This window comes from Streptomyces sp. SirexAA-E (assembly GCF_000177195.2).
GTDB lineage: Bacteria > Actinomycetota > Actinomycetes > Streptomycetales > Streptomycetaceae > Streptomyces > Streptomyces flavovirens.
The window spans coordinates 6,792,753-6,808,627 of the sequence record NC_015953.1 but is presented as its reverse complement, the minus strand read 5'-3'; the positions used below and the strand labels follow the sequence as shown (position 1 = coordinate 6,808,627).

Below are 15,875 nucleotides of genomic sequence, written 5' to 3'. Positions count from 1 at the left end.
GGTCAGGCGTCGGTGCGGATCACCACCGCGAGGGTGCGGGGGCCGTGCACGCCCTCCACCCGCTCCAGTTCGATGTCGGAGGTCGCCGACGGCCCGCTGATCAGGGTCGTCGGCCGCTCCGGCACCAGGCGGGCGACCGCCTCCGGCACGCCGACGACGACCGTGGAGAGGTCGACGACGCAGACGTGCAGGTCGGGCACGAGGGACAGGGCGCGGCGGCCCTGGTCGGGTGAGCCGTCCAGGAAGATCGTGCCGGTCTCCGCGCAGCTGACGGCCGAGGAGGTCACCACGCCGTCCAGCTCGCCCAGACTCGGCGCCGGGATGTCCGCGGAGTCGGGCCGGACCTCGCCGTCGTAGGCGCCGAGCCACCGCTCGTCCAGCCCGGCGGGCACTCCGACGCGGCGTGCGCCGTGCTCGCGGAGCACCTCGGCGATCACCTCGGCCGTACGGTCGCGGGTGCAGGGGTGGACCCGCGCCTTGTAGTCGAGGAGCCGGTGGGTCAGCAGGGCGAGGCGTTCGGCGTCGGGCAGGGTGCGGCCGGTGCGGTAGGCGCGGGGGACGGCGGGTGCGGGCGCGGGGGCCAGGGCCAGGGCGTCCCTGATCCGGCCGAGCACCGTGTCGCGGGCGGTCGTGGTCACTGCTCCTCCTGGTGGTCGTCGTCGGTGCGGCGGGCGCCCTCTTCGGCGGCGGCCCGCATGGTGGCGGCGCCTTCGGCCGAGGCCAGCCAGGAGCGGAAGGACTGCCGGGGCGGGGCGGCGGTGTCGCGGCTGTCACTCCAGCCGTCGAGCGGGGCGGGCAGGTGCGAGATCGTGCGGTCGCGCCCGCCCACGCCGACCGCCCTGCTGAGAGAGGCGGCCTTCTGCGCTGCCGTGTACAGCGTCGGCCTCTTCATCACGGCGGCGGCGGCCTTCATGGCCAGCTTCTCCGCCGTGGTACCGGCCTGTTCGGTGTTCTGGTGGCGCAGTTCGACGAGCAGGGACGGGATGTCGATCTTGACGGGGCAGGCGTCGAAGCAGGCCCCGCAGAGGCTGGAGGCGTACGGCAGCGAGCTGTTGGGGTCGTCCTTGGCCGCGTGCATCCCGGCGAGCTGCGGGGTGAGGACCGCGCCGATGGGTCCGGGGTAGGTCGATCCGTAGGCGTGGCCGCCGGCCCGTTCGTAGACGGGGCAGACGTTGAGGCAGGCGGAGCAGCGGATGCAGTTGAGGGCAGTCCGGCCGATCGCGTCGGCGAGCGCGGCGGTGCGTCCGTTGTCCAGGAGGACGAGGTGGAAGTCCTGCGGCCCGTCGCCGGGCGTCACCCCGGTCCACATCGAGGTGTACGGGTTCATGCGTTCACCGGTCGAGGAGCGCGGCAGCAACTGGAGGAAGACCTCCAGGTCCTGGTAGCGCGGCAGGACCTTCTCGATGCCCATCACGGTGATGAGGGTGTCGGGCAGGGTGAGGCACATCCGGCCGTTGCCCTCCGACTCGACGACGGACAGGGTGCCGGTCTCGGCGATGGCGAAGTTGGCGCCGGAGACGGCCACCTTGGTCGTCATGAACTTCTCGCGCAGATAGGCGCGGGCGGCGGCGGCCAGGTGGGCGGGCACGTTGTCGAGCCCGGGGTCGACGCCGGGGATGCCGTCGAGGAAGATCTGCCGGATCTCGTCGCGGTTGCGGTGGATCGCGGGGACCAGGATGTGCGAGGGCTTGTCGTGGGCGAGCTGCACGATGAGCTCGGCGAGGTCGGTCTCGTACGGGGTGATGCCCGCGGCCTCGAGGTGTTCGTTGAGGCCGATCTCCTGGGTGGCCATCGACTTGACCTTGATGACGTCGCGGCTGCCGGTCGCCCTGACCAGCCGGGTCACGATCTCGTTGGCCTCCACGCCGTCGCGCGCCCAGTGGACGGTGCCGCCGCACTCGGTGACCTTGCGTTCCAGTTCCTCCAGAAGTTCGGGCAACCGGTGCATCGTGTCGGTCTTGACGGCCGACCCGGCGTCGCGCAGTTCCTCCCAGTCGGGGAGTTCGCCGGTGACGGCGATGCGTTTGGCGCGGATGGTGTGGGTGGCCCGGCCGAGGTTGCGGCGCAGCTGCTCGTTGCGCAGTTCGTCGTGGGCGGCCTTCGGGAACTTCCGCTCGCCGCGCAGGTTTCCCGTCCCGTACGGGGAGCGGGGCGGGGTGGCGGGCATGCCGAGGAACGTGCTCATCGGGCGGCCTCCGTCAGGGCGTACGGCGCGGTGCGGGTGGATCCGAGGATCTGGGCGAGGTGCAGCGTGCGCGTGCCGGACCTGATGCGGGAGAGCCCGCCCCCGATGTGCATCAGGCAGGAGGAGTCGCCGGCGGTGCACACCTGGGCCTTGGTGGCCGTGACGTTGCGCATCTTGTCCTGGAGCATCGCGGTGGACGTGTCGGCGTTCTTGACGGCGAAGGTGCCGCCGAAGCCGCAGCAGGCGTCCGCCTCGGGGAGTTCGACGAGGTCGATCCCCTCGACGGCGCGCAGCAGCCGCAGCGGTTTGTCGCCGACCCGGAGCATCCGCAGGGAGTGGCAGGTGGGGTGGTAGGTGACGCGGTGCGGGAAGTAGGCGCCGACCTCGGTGACGTCGAGGACGTCGACGAGGAGTTCGGAGAGCTCGTACGTCTTGGCCTTGACCGTGGCGACCCCGGCGCGCAGCGCGGCGTCGCCGTAGCGTGCGGCGACGATCTCGTGCTGGTGGCGGACCGAGCCGGCGCACGAACCGGACGGCATGACGACGGCGTCGATCGACGCGTCACCGAACTGTTCGGCGAAGTTCCGCACCAGCGGGACGGGCTCGCGCTGGTAGCCGGTGTTGACGTGCATCTGGCCGCAGCAGGTCTGGCCCGGCGGGAACACCACGTCGTGGCCCAGCCGGGCGAGCAGGACGGCGGTGGATTTCACCGCCTCGGGGAAGAGTGTGTCTCCCAGACAGGTGGCGAAGAGTCCGATGCGCATGGGGTCTCCCCGATCGATTGTTTGGTCGGACCATACTACTCTCAGTCCATTCCAGGAAGCATCGAGCGGCTTTCGGGGGCGAGTGTCTTCCGGGGGGGGCACGGCCGGGTGCACGGGGGGCGGGCGCGCAGGGGGACCGCCCCTGGTGGCTCCGGTGGGCGCCTCGGGTACGCCTGCGTCTCGGCGCGAGGGCGCGGGCACCGCTCGTTCCGCGGGCGCGTGGGCGCTGCCGCGGTAGATGTTCGGCCAGGGCGGGGGCGGTGACGCAGAGGTAGGGCGTGTTCCGAGAAGCCGGCCGGTCCGACGGATCGCGCAACACGCCCTGAGGGCTGCCCGGCCCTCACGGCAGGGTCGTCAGCGTTCCCCGATATGCCCCTCGTCGCCGTCCTCCGGGCGGGGCTCGTCGACCAGGGTGCCGTGGAAGCCCCGGATGTGCGCCTCCGCCAGGTCGGCGGCCTCCTCGCCGCGGCCGGCCCGGACCAGCTCCAGCAACTCCGTGTGCTGGGCGTTGAGTCCGGCGGTGGTCGCCGCCCAGTCGTCCGCCTCTTCGAGCGCCCGCAGGATCAGCGGCCGTACGGACTCGCGCACCGCCGACGTCAGCGTCGAGGTGAGGGCGTTGCCCGAACTGTGGGCGATCTGGACGTGGAACCTGGTGTCCAGGTCGTTGAACTCCTCCGGCCGGACGCCGGGTCGCACCATGCGGGCGAGCAGCGCCTCCGCCTCGTCCAGGTCCGCCGGCTCGGCGTGCCGCGCGGCGGCGGCGAAGCTGGAGCGCTCCAGCGCGACCCGGGCCTCCAGCACGTCGTGCAGGCCGTAGCTGCCGAGCGCGAAGTGCAGGCGGAGCAGGCGGCCCAGCGCGTCGTCCGGGTTGCGGACGATGCGCGCCCCGGCGTCCGGGCCGCGGCCGGGCTGGGCGACCAGCACACCGATCGTCTCCAGCACCCGCAGCGCCTCGCGCAACGCGGAGCGGCTCACCCCGAAGACAGGTGCGAGCTCCCGCTCGGGCGGGAGCCGGTCACCCGCTCTGAGCTTTCCCGCGAACACCTGCTCCTCGATGCTCCGGAGCACGAGCTCATGGGTCCGCGACTGCCGCACGGGCTGCCACTCGACGGGCATCCGCTACTCCCTGGTCCGGCCGATACGCATGGTGCGACTATGTCACACATGACATGTGGTCGGACCAAACAGGACGGAGCGCGCGGGGCCCTTGGACAGGCCCGCCGGGGAGCGGTCGTGCGGGGCGGCGCGGTGCGGTCAAGGCGCGGGCAGGCGGCGGGCGCCACCACCGCGGCGCCCTTCGCGACGGCGGTCCGGGTCGAACAGCTGGGCGGCCGCACCCGCCACCACGAGACCGGCGGCGATGAGCAGTCCGTGGCCGACGGCGATGCCGACCCCCAGCGCGGTGAGTCCCGCGACGAGCCACAGCCAGAGGTGACCGGTGCGGCGCGGGCGTGAGGCGCGTGGGGCGGTACGGGTCGTACGGCCCGCGTCCACCGGGACCTCCCGTTCGGGCAGGTCCTCGTGCGTGCGCAGCCTCTCGTCCTGGTAGGTCATGGTGCCTCTCCTTCCCTTCGGGAAACCGCCGGGGGCCACCGGACTCCCATCCTCCTTCGGAACGCCCGTCGCGGAACATCGGGGTCAACACCCACTTACGGGGGTGTTGACCATGTACGCGGGCGCACCGGCGGGCGTGGGGCGGAGTGGAGGCGCACGCACCGGCCATAGTGGAGGCAGCCGGCCCGCCCGCACAACCGTCCCGACCGTCCGTTCGCACACCCTCTGAAGGAGGCCACGCGGCCTTGTCCCTGTTCTGGCGGATTTTCCTGCTCAACGCCGCGGTCCTGGTCGCGGCGGGGGCCCTGCTGCTGCTCGGCCCGATCACCGTGTCGGCGCCGGTGGTGCTGACCGAGGCTCTGATCCTGGCCGGCGGCATGGCCGCGATGCTGGGTGCCAACGCCCTGTTGCTGAGGCTCGGTCTCGCCCCGCTCCAGCGGGTCACCCGGGCGATGACGACCACCGACCTGTTGAGCCCACGCCCGCGCCCCGAGGTCGCCGGGCACGGCGAGATCGCGGACCTGATCGAGACGTTCAACAGCATGCTCGACCGGCTGGAGGCGGAGCGCGCGACCAGCAGCGCCCGCGCCCTGTGGGCGCAGGAGGCCGAACGGCGCCGGGTCGCGCAGGAGTTGCACGACGAGGTCGGCCAGACCCTGACCGCCGTACTGCTCGAGCTGAAGCGGGTGACCGGCCACGCCCCCGAGCCGCTGCGGGAGGAACTGGCCCACGTCCAGGAGATCACCCGCGGCAGCCTGGACGAGATCCGCCGGATCGCCCGCCGGCTGCGCCCGGGTGTACTCGAGGAGCTGGGGCTGGTCAGTGCCCTGCGGGCGCTCACCACCGAGACCCCCACACCGGGCGGCCTCACGATCAGGCGGTCCATGGACAAGGATCTGCCCGAACTCGGCGAGGAGGCCGAGCTGGTGGTCTACCGCATCGCCCAGGAGTGCCTCACCAACACCGTCCGGCACGCCGGGGCCACCCTGGTCGAGCTCTCCCTGCGCCACGGCCCCGGCGGCGTGGAGCTGCGGATCCACGACGACGGCCGCGGCCTCGGCGACGCCCCCGAGGGCGCGGGGCTGCGCGGTATGCGTGAACGGGCCCTGCTCATCGGGGCGGGTCTCACCTTCGGCACCGGCCCCGCGGGCGGCACGGACGTACGCCTCGTCGTGCCCGTACCCGACATCGATGTGCCCGCAGAGAACGGAAGCGCCTGACCATGCCCGACACGCCGACCACCACCCCGGCCCGCAAGACCCGCATCCTCCTCGCCGACGACCACGCCCTCGTCCGGCGAGGGGTGCGGCTCATCCTCGACGGCGAACCCGACCTCCAGGTCGTCGCCGAGGCGGGTGACGGGGCCGAGGCCATCGAGATGGCCCGCTCCGAGCGGCCGGACCTGGCCGTGCTCGACATCGCGATGCCACGGCTGACGGGACTCCAGGCGGCCCGGGAGCTCTCCCGGACCATGCCGGAACTGCGCATACTGATGCTGACCATGTACGACAACGAGCAGTACTTCTTCGAGGCCCTGAAGGCGGGCGCCTCCGGATTCGTGCTGAAGTCCGTGGCCGACCGGGACCTCGTCGAGGCCTGCCGGGCGGCCATGCGCGACGAGCCGTTCCTCTATCCCGGCGCGGTCACCGCGCTGATCCGGAACTACCTGGACCGGGTCAGGGAGGGCGGCGACGTCCCGGCCCGGGCCATCACCGAGCGCGAGGAGGAGATCCTCAAACTGGTCGCCGAGGGACACTCGTCGAAGGAGATCGCGGGCATGCTCGTGATCAGCGTCAAGACGGTGGAGCGGCACCGGGCCAACCTGCTCCAGAAGCTGGGGCTCAGGGACCGCTTGGAGCTGACCCGGTACGCGATCCGGGCCGGCCTGATCGAGCCGTGACACACACCCGCCGCGACCGGCCCCGGCGGCCCGGCTGAGTGAGAACGTCCGACAAGCGCTCACAGAAACGACGCAACTCGACACATGGCGCCCCATGTCGAACGGTTTCGACAGCAAGAGCGCCCTGATGTGAACGCGAACAGGCTGTGCGTTTCATACGATTCTCACCGAGTGCGCCTACGGTTCTCCCGTGACCCAGACGAGCCCGCCCGGATGGCACCCAGACCCCGGGCATTCAGGAATCGGCCCCGCGCAGGAACGCTGGTGGGACGGGAGCCGATGGACGGACCAGCTCCGCATACCTCCCGCGACCGTGCGGCGCCGCCGGATACGCATCGGCGCCGGCATCGCCGCCGGTGTCGTCCTCCTCGCCGCCGTCGGTGGCGGCGCGTACCTGCTGGGGTCCAGCAACTCCGGTGACGGGCCCGGCAATTCGACCGCGCGCTCGGCCCCTTCGGGCGCACCGGACCGCCCCGGCACACCGGACCGCGGCCAGGACGGCGGCGGTGACGGCCGAGGTGACGAGGGAGGCGAGGGCGGACAGGGCCAGGAGATGCCGCAGAGCGAGGACGGGTACGCCACCGACTTCGCCAGCGGCATCAGCATCCCGGTCCCCGACGGCTGGACCGGCCGCTCCGGGGCCATCGGCGCCGGCGTGACCACCGGCGAGTACGCCTGCCCGGGTGACGAGAGCCAGAGCTGCGTCCGCGGCGGGGTGTTCTCCGCACCGGCCCAGGCCCTGGAGGTCACCGCCACGACGCCGAAGGCGGCGGCGCAGGCCGACATCAAGACCAACGCCGAGGAGGCGTACGGCGAGGAGATCTACGGCGGGATCACCTCGCACGAGCAGCTGAAGTCCGAGTCGGTCACGGTGGCCGGCCAGGAGGGCTACCGGGTGCGTTGGAAGGTGGTGACGAAGAACGGCGACGACGGCTACGTCGAGTCGCTCGCCTTCCCCTCCCCCAACGCCTCGGACACGCTGGTCGTGATCCGCTCCGGTTTCGACGTCAACGACAAGGCGCCGAAGCTCTCCGTGCTGGACGACATCACCAAGGGCGTCAAGAAGGCGGCCGGTTCGGCCGCGGGCCCGGGCCGCACCGCCTGAGCCGACGCGGACACACGCCACGACGGGCGCACCAGGCCGAAGAGGCCGGGTGCGCCCGTCGTGGTCGCGGGCCGCGTCGGCTCAGGCCACCGGCACCGGGAAGGTCGGGTACTCGACGCCGGAGACGTGCTGGACGACCCGGACGACCTGGCAGGAGTAGCCGAACTCGTTGTCGTACCAGAGGTAGAGGATCGCGTCGTCGCCCTCCACCTTGGTGGCGCCCGCGTCGATGATCGAGGCGTGGCGTGAGCCGATGAAGTCGCTGGAGACCGCGTCGGGGGCGTTGGTGAAGTCGATCTGCCGCTTGAGCGGCGAGGTCAGCGACACGTTCCGCAGGTACTCCAGCACTTCGTCGCGGGTGGTCTCACGGGCGAGGCGCAGGCTGAGGATGGCGATCGAGACGTCCGGGACCGGCACCCGGATCGAGCTGCCGGTGATCCGCGCGTCGAGGTCGGGCAGCGCCTTGGCCACGGCGGAGGCGGCGCCGGTCTCGGTGATGACCATGTTGAGCGGCGCGGAGCGGCCGCGACGGTCGGACTTGTGGTAATTGTCCAGCAGGTTCTGGTCGTTGGTGAACGAGTGGACGGTCTCGACGTGGCCGCGCAGCACGCCGTACTCGTCCGCCATCGCCTTCAGCGGCGGGACGATCGCGTTGGTGGTGCAGGACGCGCAGGACAGGATCTGCTCGTCCGGCTTGATCGTCTCGTGGTTCACCCCGTGGACGACGTTGAGGACGTCACCCTTTCCGGGCGCGGTCAGGACGACCTTGTCGATACCGGGGCGCAGGTGCTGGGAGAGCCCGGCGCGGTCGCGCCACCGGCCGGTGTTGTCGATGAGGATGGCGTCCTTGATGCCGTACGCCGTGTAGTCGACCTCGGAGGGGTCGTCGGCGTAGATCATCTTGATCTCGTTGCCGTTGGCGACGATCGTGCCGTTCGCCTCGTCCACGGTGATCGTGCCCTGGAACTGACCGTGGATGGAGTCGCGCCGCAGCAGCGAGGCGCGCTTGACGATGTCCTGGGCGCCGCCCTTGCGTACGACGATGGCACGGAGCCGCAGGCCGTTGCCGGAGCCGGCCTTCTCGATGAGCAGACGGGCCAGGAGGCGGCCGATACGGCCGAATCCGTACAGGACGACGTCGCGGGCCTCACGGCGCTCGATCTTGTTGTCCCCGGTGGCCCCGGCCACGGCCTCGGCGGTGAACTCCTCGACCGTCAGGCCGCGCCCGTCGGTCCGGTGGGTCGCGGCGAGCATGCCGATGTCGATCTGGGAGGGGCCGAGATCGAGGGTGGTCAGGGTCTTCAGGTACGGCAGCGTCTCGGTGACCGAGAGCTCCTCCCCGGCTATCTGCCGGGCGAACCGGTGGGTCTTGAGGATGCTCACCACCGACTTGTTCACCAAGGAGCGGCTGTGCAGCAGGATCGTCACATCCCGCTCACGGTGAAGGTTCCCGATGATCGGAATCATCGATTCCGCGATCTCCTCGCGGTTCTTCCAGTCAGTGAACGAGTCGTCGTTGACAGTCACAGGATTCTCTTTCGAGCTAGGCGGCGCTCATATGCTAACCCGCCCGAAAATGTGGTCGGCCGAAGGGGCGCCCTGGCCCGGACCAGTGGGGGGGAACTCCGCAGGGGCGAGAAGCGGAGCGGCTCGGCGGTACCTCCGTCAGACCCTCGGGTGCGGTCCTGACGGCCCTCGTCGTGGGAGCCGCCCCGGTCACCGCGTCACCGGTCCCGGACGGACGACCGCCGCCTCCCCGCCGGAGGGGTCCGATGCCGGTTTGACCCTCTCCTTACGTCAGGCTCAAGACTGACGGCCGGAAGGAAGGGACAGATCATGGGCTACTCCGTGGGGCAGGTCGCGGCGTTCGCCGGGGTGACCGTGCGTACGCTGCACCACTACGACAGGGCGGGGCTCCTCTCCCCCGGCGACCGCAGCCCCGCCGGCTACCGCCGCTACGGCGACGCGGACCTGGTCCGGCTCCAGCAGATCCTCTTCTACCGCGAACTGGGCTTCCCCCTCGACGAGATCGCCGGGATCCTCGACGGCCCGCAGGCGGACGCCGTGGAGCACCTGCGGTCGCGGCAGCGGCAGCTCCACGAGGAGATCGCCCGGCTCCGGCACCTGGCCGAGGTGGCGGAGCGGGCCATCGAGGTCCAGCGGACCGGGGTGTCCATGACCCCCGAGGAACGCTCCGACGTCTTCGGGGAGATCACCTTCGACCTCAGCTACGCCACCGAGGCCCAGCTGAGGTGGCAGCACTCCCCGACGCACGGCGAGGCGATGGCCCGCGCGTCCGGCCACTCCAAGGAGGACTGGCGCCGCCTCATGGCCGAGGCCGCCGCCTGGCGCGGGGAACTGCTCGCGGCCTTCGACTCCGCGGAACCCGCCGACGGCGAGCGCGCCATGGACATCGCCGAGGCGCACCGCGCCCACCTCACCCGCTGGTTCACTCCCTGCCCGCCCGATGTGCACCGGCGCATCGCGGACGACTTCGCCGCCGACCCGCGGGCCTTCGCCCTCGTCGTACCGGCCTCGGAGCAGCGGCCGGGGCTCGCCGGTTACCTGCGCGAGGCGGTCCACGCCAACGCGGAGCGCCCTGCCCGCCTCCGTACCGACACGAAGAAGGACGACCGATGAGAATCCTGATCGCCACGGCCGGATCGCGCGGTGACGTCGCGCCCTACACCGGGCTGGGGGCGGCCCTGCGCCGCGCCGGGTACGACGTCGCGGTGGCCACCACGGACACGTTCGCGCCCATGGTCCGGGACGCCGGGCTGGGCTTCCGCAGGCTTCCGGCGGACACCCGGGGGCACGCGGGCGTCCGGAGCAACCGCGAGGTCATGCGCGCCGCCGCCGCGTTCACCGCCGAGCTCGGCCAGGGCTTCGCCGACGCCGTGTCCGAGGGGACGGACCTGCTTCTGCTGTCCACCACCACCGCGCCGCTCGGCTGGCACATCGGTGAGGCCACCGGCATACCGAGCCTCGGCGTGTACCTCCAGCCCACCGCGCCCACCGGCGACTTCCCGCCGGTGGTCACCGGTGCGCGCTCACTGGGCAGGCTCGGCAACCGTACGGCGGGGCGCCTCGCCCTGCGCATGGCCGACCGGATCTACGCGGAGGCGGTCGCCGGGCTGCGCGAGCGGCTCCGGCTGCCCCCGCTGAGCGCCGCCGCGATGCGCGCGCGGCAGGAGCGCGCCGGCTGGCCCGTCCTGCACGGCTTCGGCACCGCGCTCGTCCCTCGGCCCGCCGACTGGCGTCCGGGGCTGGAGGTCGTGGGCCCGTGGTGGCCCCACCACGACGCCGGCGAACGCCTGCCGTCCGAGCTGGAGGACTTCCTCGATGCGGGACCCCGCCCCGTGCTCGTCGGTTTCGGCAGCATGGCGGCCGGGGACGGCGAACGCCTGAGCGAGCTCGCCGTACGCGCGCTGCGGCGGGCCGGCCTACGCGGCATCCTCCAGTCCGGCAACGCCGGGCTCGCCGCCGAAGGGGACGACGTCCTCACCGTCGGGGACGTCCCGCACGCGCTGCTGTTCCCCCGGCTCGCCGCCGTGGTCCACCACGCGGGGGCGGGCACCTCGGCGGCCACCCTGCGCGCCGCGGTGCCCTCGGTCGCCGTGCCGGTGACGGCCGACCAGCCCTTCTGGGCCGGGCGCCTGGCCCGCATCGGGGCGGCGCCCGCACCGGTCCCCTTCACGACGCTCACCGCGGACGGCCTCGCCGGGGCGCTCGGCCGGGTCGTGGGCGACGAGGCGTACGCGCGGGCCGCGGAGAAGGCGGCCCGGCACCTGGCGGCGGAGGACGGGGCCGCCCGCGTGGTCGAGGCCGTCCGGCGGCTGACCCGGGCGTGAGCGGCGGGGCCGCGCACGGCCCGGGGCGGCCGCCCGGTCAGTGGCTTCCCGTGAGCTCGCCGCTGAGCTTGTCGTGGATCCGGGCGCTCGGCCCGTTCAGGCCGACGATCTCGACCGTCTTGCCGCGCTGTGCGTACTTGGCCGCGATCGCGTCGAGGGCGGCGACGGACGAGGCGTCCCAGATGTGCGCGGCGGTCAGGTCGATGACGACGGAGTCCGGGTCGGTGGCGTACGCGAACCGGCCGACCAGGTCGTTGGAGGAGGCGAAGAACAGCTCACCCGTGACGGAGTGGACGACCTGGGTGCCGTCGGGATCGATGACGGAGGTGACATCGGCGAGGTGGGCGACGCGCCGGGCGAAGACCACCATGGCCGTGACGGAGCCGACCACGACACCGATCGCGAGGTTGCTGGTGGCCACCACGCAGGCGACGGTGACGAGCATGACGGCGGTCTCCCCGGCCGGCATCCGCCTGAGCGTCTTCGGGGCGACGGAGTGCCAGTCGAAGGTGGCGAAGGACACCATGACCATCACGGCGACCAGCGCGGCCATCGGGATGTCGGAGACGACGGGACCGAAGACGATGCACAGCACCATCAGGAACGCGCCCGCGAGGAACGTGGAGAGCCGGGTCCGGGCGCCGGAGACCTTCACGTTGATCATCGTCTGGCCGATCATGGCGCAGCCGCCCATGCCGCCGAAGAACCCGGTGACGATGTTGGCGATGCCCTGCCCGATCGACTCACGGGTCTTGGAGGAATGGGTGTCGGTGATCTCGTCGACCAGTTTGGCCGTCATCAGCGACTCCATCAGTCCCACCAGTGCCATCGCGAGGGCGTAGGGGGCCACGATCTTCAGGGTGTCCGCGGTGAAGGGCACATCGGGCAGGCCCGGTACGGGCAGAGAGGACGGCAGCTCGCCCTTGTCACCCACGGTGGGCACGGCGATCCCCGCCGCGACCGTGATCGCGGTGAGGACGACGATGGACACGAGCGGGGCCGGGACCACGGTGGTGATCTTCGGGAAGAAGACCATGAGGGCGAGGGCGGCGGCGATCAGCGGGTAGACCGGCCACGGCACGTCCCGCATCTCGGGGACCTGCGCCATGAAGATCAGGATGGCGAGGGCGTTGACGAAGCCGACCATCACACTGCGCGGGACGAACCGCATGAGCTTCGCCACGCCCAGCGCGCCGAGCACGATCTGGAAGACGCCGGCGAGGATCACCGCGGCGATCAGGTAGCCCAGACCGTGTTCGCGGTTGAGGGGTCCGATGACCAGGGCGACAGCGCCGGTGGCGGCGGAGATCATCGCGCGGCGTCCGCCGACGACCGAGAGCGTCACCGCCATGGTGACGGAGGCGAACAGGCCGATCGCCGGATCGACCCCGGCGATGACGGAGAACGAGATCGCCTCCGGGATGAGCGCCAGCGCGACCACCAGGCCGGCCAGCACCTCGGTGCGCCAGACCTTGGGGTCGGACAGCCAGTCGGGTCGCAGACCACGCAGGAGCGCGGCCGGAGTCGGTGAGGACGTGGACAAGGAAGTACCTGTCGGGCTCGGGCACACCTGGCATCACCCAGGGCGTGCGGGGAGGATCGCCGGGCGGCCGGGCGTGCGTACGCGCCCTGCTGCGGGCAGCGGTTCCCGCCGGCGGCGACATCGACTCCGGCAAGGTCGGCGGTCACGGGTGCGGGCGGTCCCGCACCATGGGAGCGGGACACGACGGACGTGCCCCGGAGGGTCCGTACTCTACCCTAACGTTAGAGTAGAGATGGAGGGTGGCCGACGGCGGCCCCCGGATTCGGACAGGAAGGGCGCCCGCGTGAGCAGCGAGCACATGCAGATCGGCGAGGTCGCCACGCGGACCGAGCTGTCGCTGCGCACCATCCGGCACTACGAGGACACCGGCCTGGTCACCCCCTCCGCGCGCTCCCAGGGCGGATTCCGGCTCTACACCGAGGCCGACGTCGCCCGGCTGATGGTCATCCGCCGTATGAAGCCGCTCGGTTTCAGCCTGGACGAGATGCGCGGACTGCTGGAGGCCACCGATCGCCTGGACTCCGGCGAGGAGCTGCCCGAGGCCGAGCGCGAGGCCCTGCTGGACCGCGTGCGCGGGTACGAACGGGCCGCCGCCGAGCAGACGGAGAAGATCCGCGTCCAGCTGGCGCGGGCCGAGGAGTTCGCCGCCGCTCTGCGGGCACGCCTGACGCGCGGGCCGGCGTCCTGATCTGACACCTCATCAGGAGGCCGCCCCGTCCGCGTTTCGGCAGCGTTCCGGCCCCACGGCCCGGCCCCGTCGACCCAGTAGCCCTCGCAACGCCCCACGCGTCCGCGACGGAGCTCGGGCCGCACACGTCACGAGCCTTGCCAGCTCTACGGGGCGGCTCTATTCTCACGGGGAGAAAGCGCTTTCTGAACCCAAGGCCCCGCTCCGGTGAAGGCGAAGTCACCCACCCCCCGCGACTTCGCGCACGAGCCGCCACCGATCCGGTCAGGGCTTCATCAAGGATGCCGACGCGCCGTGGAACGAAGAGGGACTCCACGACGAGGTGACATCATGCCGCCCCCATGGTCTCCACCGGGGGACGGTCTCCCGCGACAGACGGCCGGTCACGCCACCGGCCCCTGCCGCGCCGCCCGGACGGCACCGACGCCCGGGCAGCCGCACGACGACCGGCACAGCGGAAGGGCACGGCCGCGGAGACCCCGCGGCCCACGCCGGCACACCCGCGGAGCCGGCCCGCACGCCCCGGCCGCGACGGAACGCCCGACCCGACGGCACCGAGGAGAGCACCCCGCCCCGGCCAGGACCCGCCCGGCACCCCAGGACTTTGAATGTCATGCCCATGATCAACGCAGCCGTATTCGGCCACGAACGAGGAGAGACGAGCATGAGGAGACCAGTCGCCCTGCGACTCAGCGCGGCGGGGGCCACCCTGGCCCTGGCTGCCGCGACCGGCGCACTGATGGCGATGCCCGAGGCGGCGTCGGCAGCGACCGGCGGCGTCACCGGATACGCGACCCAGAACGGCGGCACCACCGGCGGCGCCGGCGGGCAGACGGTGCGGGCCACCACCGGGACCGCGATCCACGCCGCCCTGTGCGGGCGGGCCAGCAGCTCCACCCCGCTCACCATCCAGGTCGAGGGGACCATCAACCACGGCAACACCGACAAGGTCTCGGGCAGCAGCTGCAACACCGCCGCCGGAGTCATCGAGCTGAAGCAGATCAGCAACGTCACGATCGTCGGCGTGGGCGGCGGCGCCGTCTTCGACCAAGTAGGCATCCACGTCCGCGAGTCCAGCAACATCATCATCCAGAACGTCACCGTCAAGAACGTCAAGAAGTCCGGCTCGCCCACGTCCAACGGCGGTGACGCCATCGGCATGGAGAAGGACGTCCGCAACGTCTGGGTGGACCACACCACCCTGGAGGCCTCGGGCGGCGAGTCGGAGGGCTTCGACGGCCTCTTCGACATGAAGGCCGGCACCCAGTACGTGACGCTGTCCTACAGCATCCTGCGCAACTCCGGCCGGGGAGGCCTCGTCGGCTCCAGCGAGAGCGACCTCTCGAACGGCTTCATCACCTACCACCACAACCTGTACGAGAACATCGACTCCCGCGCCCCTCTGCTGCGGGGCGGCGTCGCCCACATCTACAACAACCACTACGTGGGACTCAGCAAGTCGGGCATCAACTCCCGGGCCGGCGCCCGCGCCAAGGTGGACAACAACTACTTCGAGGACTCCAAGGACGTCCTGGGCACCTTCTACACCGACGCGGCCGGCTACTGGCAGGTCAGCGGCAACGTCTTCGACAACGTGACGTGGTCCGGCCGCAGCAGCGACAACAACCCCGCGGGCCCGGACCCGCAGTCCAACACCTCGGTCAGCATCCCCTACGCCTACACCCTCGACGGGGCGAACTGCGTACCGTCCGTCGTGAGCCGGACGGCGGGCGCGAACACGGGGCTGAAGGTGTCGGACGGCAGCTGCTCGCCGCAGACGCCGGACCCGACCGACCCCACCCCCGACCCGACGCCGGACCCGACCGACCCCACTCCGCCCACCGGGACCAACCTCAGCCTCGGGGCCGGCTCGGACGGCTCCAGCAAGGCGAGCGGGACCAGCTACGGCGACGTGCGGGACGGTGACATGAGCACCTACTGGTCACCGTCCGGCTCGACCGGTTCCGTCTCGATCAAGTGGAGCTCCGCCACCACCGTCTCCAAGATCAACGTGCGCGAGGCGGCGGGCTCCACGGGCTCCATCACCTCCTGGAAGGTCGGCAACGCCGACACCGGCGCCGTCCTGGCCTCCGGCAGCGGGGCGGGCGTCATCACGTTCCCGCAGACCTCGCTGCGCAAGATCACGTTCGAGATCACGGGCTCGACGGGCACGCCGAAGGTCGCCGAGTTCGAGACGTACGCCGGCTGACCGCACGGTCCCGCCGCCACCCGGCGGGACCGTCACCCGCCCGTCTCGCGGCACCTCCGCCGCGCCGTCCCGACCT

The 15,875-nt window shown here is 71.8% G+C and carries 14 protein-coding genes; 7 read left to right on the top strand and 7 right to left on the bottom strand.

What is annotated here, in order from left to right:
* Positions 1 to 2: 2 nt before the first annotated feature.
* From SACTE_RS29730 to SACTE_RS29710, 5 genes are all read right to left on the bottom strand, one after another.
* Positions 3 to 638, bottom strand: coding sequence for an LUD domain-containing protein (locus tag SACTE_RS29730; protein ID WP_014049722.1), 636 nt, complete (start codon positions 636 to 638; stop codon positions 3 to 5).
* The gene (locus SACTE_RS29725) at positions 635 to 2,185 is read right to left on the bottom strand and encodes a lactate utilization protein B (RefSeq protein WP_014049721.1); all 1,551 of its coding nucleotides are present in this window, start codon (positions 2,183 to 2,185) and stop codon (positions 635 to 637) included. The genes SACTE_RS29730 and SACTE_RS29725 overlap by 4 nt, the downstream gene beginning before the upstream one ends.
* Complete coding sequence (locus SACTE_RS29720; protein WP_014049720.1) at positions 2,182 to 2,949, bottom strand: (Fe-S)-binding protein; 768 nt, start codon at positions 2,947 to 2,949, stop codon at positions 2,182 to 2,184. Before SACTE_RS29720 ends, SACTE_RS29725 begins: the two co-directional genes overlap by 4 nt.
* 354 nt (positions 2,950 to 3,303) lie before the next feature.
* Positions 3,304 to 4,065 carry an FCD domain-containing protein gene (locus SACTE_RS29715; RefSeq protein ID WP_014049719.1) on the bottom strand — a complete coding sequence of 254 codons (762 nt, stop codon included), beginning with the start codon at positions 4,063 to 4,065 and terminating at the stop codon, positions 3,304 to 3,306.
* A 138-nt stretch (positions 4,066 to 4,203) separates the two neighbouring features.
* Positions 4,204 to 4,503 (bottom strand): hypothetical protein, encoded by a 300-nt coding sequence (locus SACTE_RS29710; protein ID WP_014049718.1) that lies wholly within the window; start codon positions 4,501 to 4,503, stop codon positions 4,204 to 4,206.
* A 245-nt stretch (positions 4,504 to 4,748) separates the two neighbouring features.
* Here SACTE_RS29710 and SACTE_RS29705 point away from each other — a divergent pair, with 245 nt between their 5' ends.
* The 3 genes from SACTE_RS29705 (at position 4,749) to SACTE_RS29695 (ending at position 7,508) form a co-directional block, all read left to right on the top strand.
* Complete coding sequence (locus SACTE_RS29705; protein WP_014049717.1) at positions 4,749 to 5,723, top strand: HAMP domain-containing sensor histidine kinase; 975 nt, start codon at positions 4,749 to 4,751, stop codon at positions 5,721 to 5,723.
* Between the two features lie 2 nt (positions 5,724 to 5,725).
* Positions 5,726 to 6,403 carry a response regulator transcription factor gene (locus tag SACTE_RS29700; RefSeq protein ID WP_014049716.1) on the top strand — a complete coding sequence of 226 codons (678 nt, stop codon included), beginning with the start codon at positions 5,726 to 5,728 and terminating at the stop codon, positions 6,401 to 6,403.
* A gap of 190 nt (positions 6,404 to 6,593) precedes the next feature.
* Entirely contained in the window at positions 6,594 to 7,508 is a 915-nt protein-coding gene (locus tag SACTE_RS29695) for a DUF2510 domain-containing protein (RefSeq protein WP_014049715.1), read from the top strand.
* 81 nt (positions 7,509 to 7,589) lie between these two features.
* Here SACTE_RS29695 and SACTE_RS29690 read toward each other — a convergent pair whose 3' ends face one another.
* On the bottom strand, positions 7,590 to 9,035 hold the full coding sequence (locus SACTE_RS29690; RefSeq protein ID WP_014049714.1) for a glyceraldehyde-3-phosphate dehydrogenase: 1,446 nt from the start codon (positions 9,033 to 9,035) through the stop codon (positions 7,590 to 7,592).
* Between the two features lie 309 nt (positions 9,036 to 9,344).
* Here SACTE_RS29690 and SACTE_RS29685 point away from each other — a divergent pair, with 309 nt between their 5' ends.
* Positions 9,345 to 10,148, top strand: a complete 804-nt coding sequence (locus tag SACTE_RS29685; RefSeq protein ID WP_014049713.1) for a MerR family transcriptional regulator — start codon at positions 9,345 to 9,347, stop codon at positions 10,146 to 10,148.
* Positions 10,145 to 11,359 (top strand): glycosyltransferase, encoded by a 1,215-nt coding sequence (locus SACTE_RS29680; protein WP_014049712.1) that lies wholly within the window; start codon positions 10,145 to 10,147, stop codon positions 11,357 to 11,359. Before SACTE_RS29685 ends, SACTE_RS29680 begins: the two co-directional genes overlap by 4 nt.
* Positions 11,360 to 11,396: 37 nt before the next feature.
* On the opposite strand, the gene SACTE_RS29675 is transcribed toward SACTE_RS29680, so the two are convergent.
* Positions 11,397 to 12,902: a SulP family inorganic anion transporter gene (locus SACTE_RS29675; RefSeq protein WP_014049711.1), complete on the bottom strand. Its 1,506-nt coding sequence runs from the start codon at positions 12,900 to 12,902 to the stop codon at positions 11,397 to 11,399.
* A gap of 283 nt (positions 12,903 to 13,185) precedes the next feature.
* Here SACTE_RS29675 and SACTE_RS29670 point away from each other — a divergent pair, with 283 nt between their 5' ends.
* Together SACTE_RS29670 and SACTE_RS29665 are read left to right on the top strand one after the other, a co-directional pair.
* Positions 13,186 to 13,590, top strand: coding sequence for a MerR family transcriptional regulator (locus tag SACTE_RS29670; RefSeq protein WP_014049710.1), 405 nt, complete (start codon positions 13,186 to 13,188; stop codon positions 13,588 to 13,590).
* Between the two features lie 664 nt (positions 13,591 to 14,254).
* A complete protein-coding gene (locus SACTE_RS29665) occupies positions 14,255 to 15,799 on the top strand; it encodes a polysaccharide lyase family 1 protein (RefSeq protein ID WP_014049709.1) in 1,545 nt (514 codons plus the stop codon).
* Positions 15,800 to 15,875: the final 76 nt, after the last annotated feature.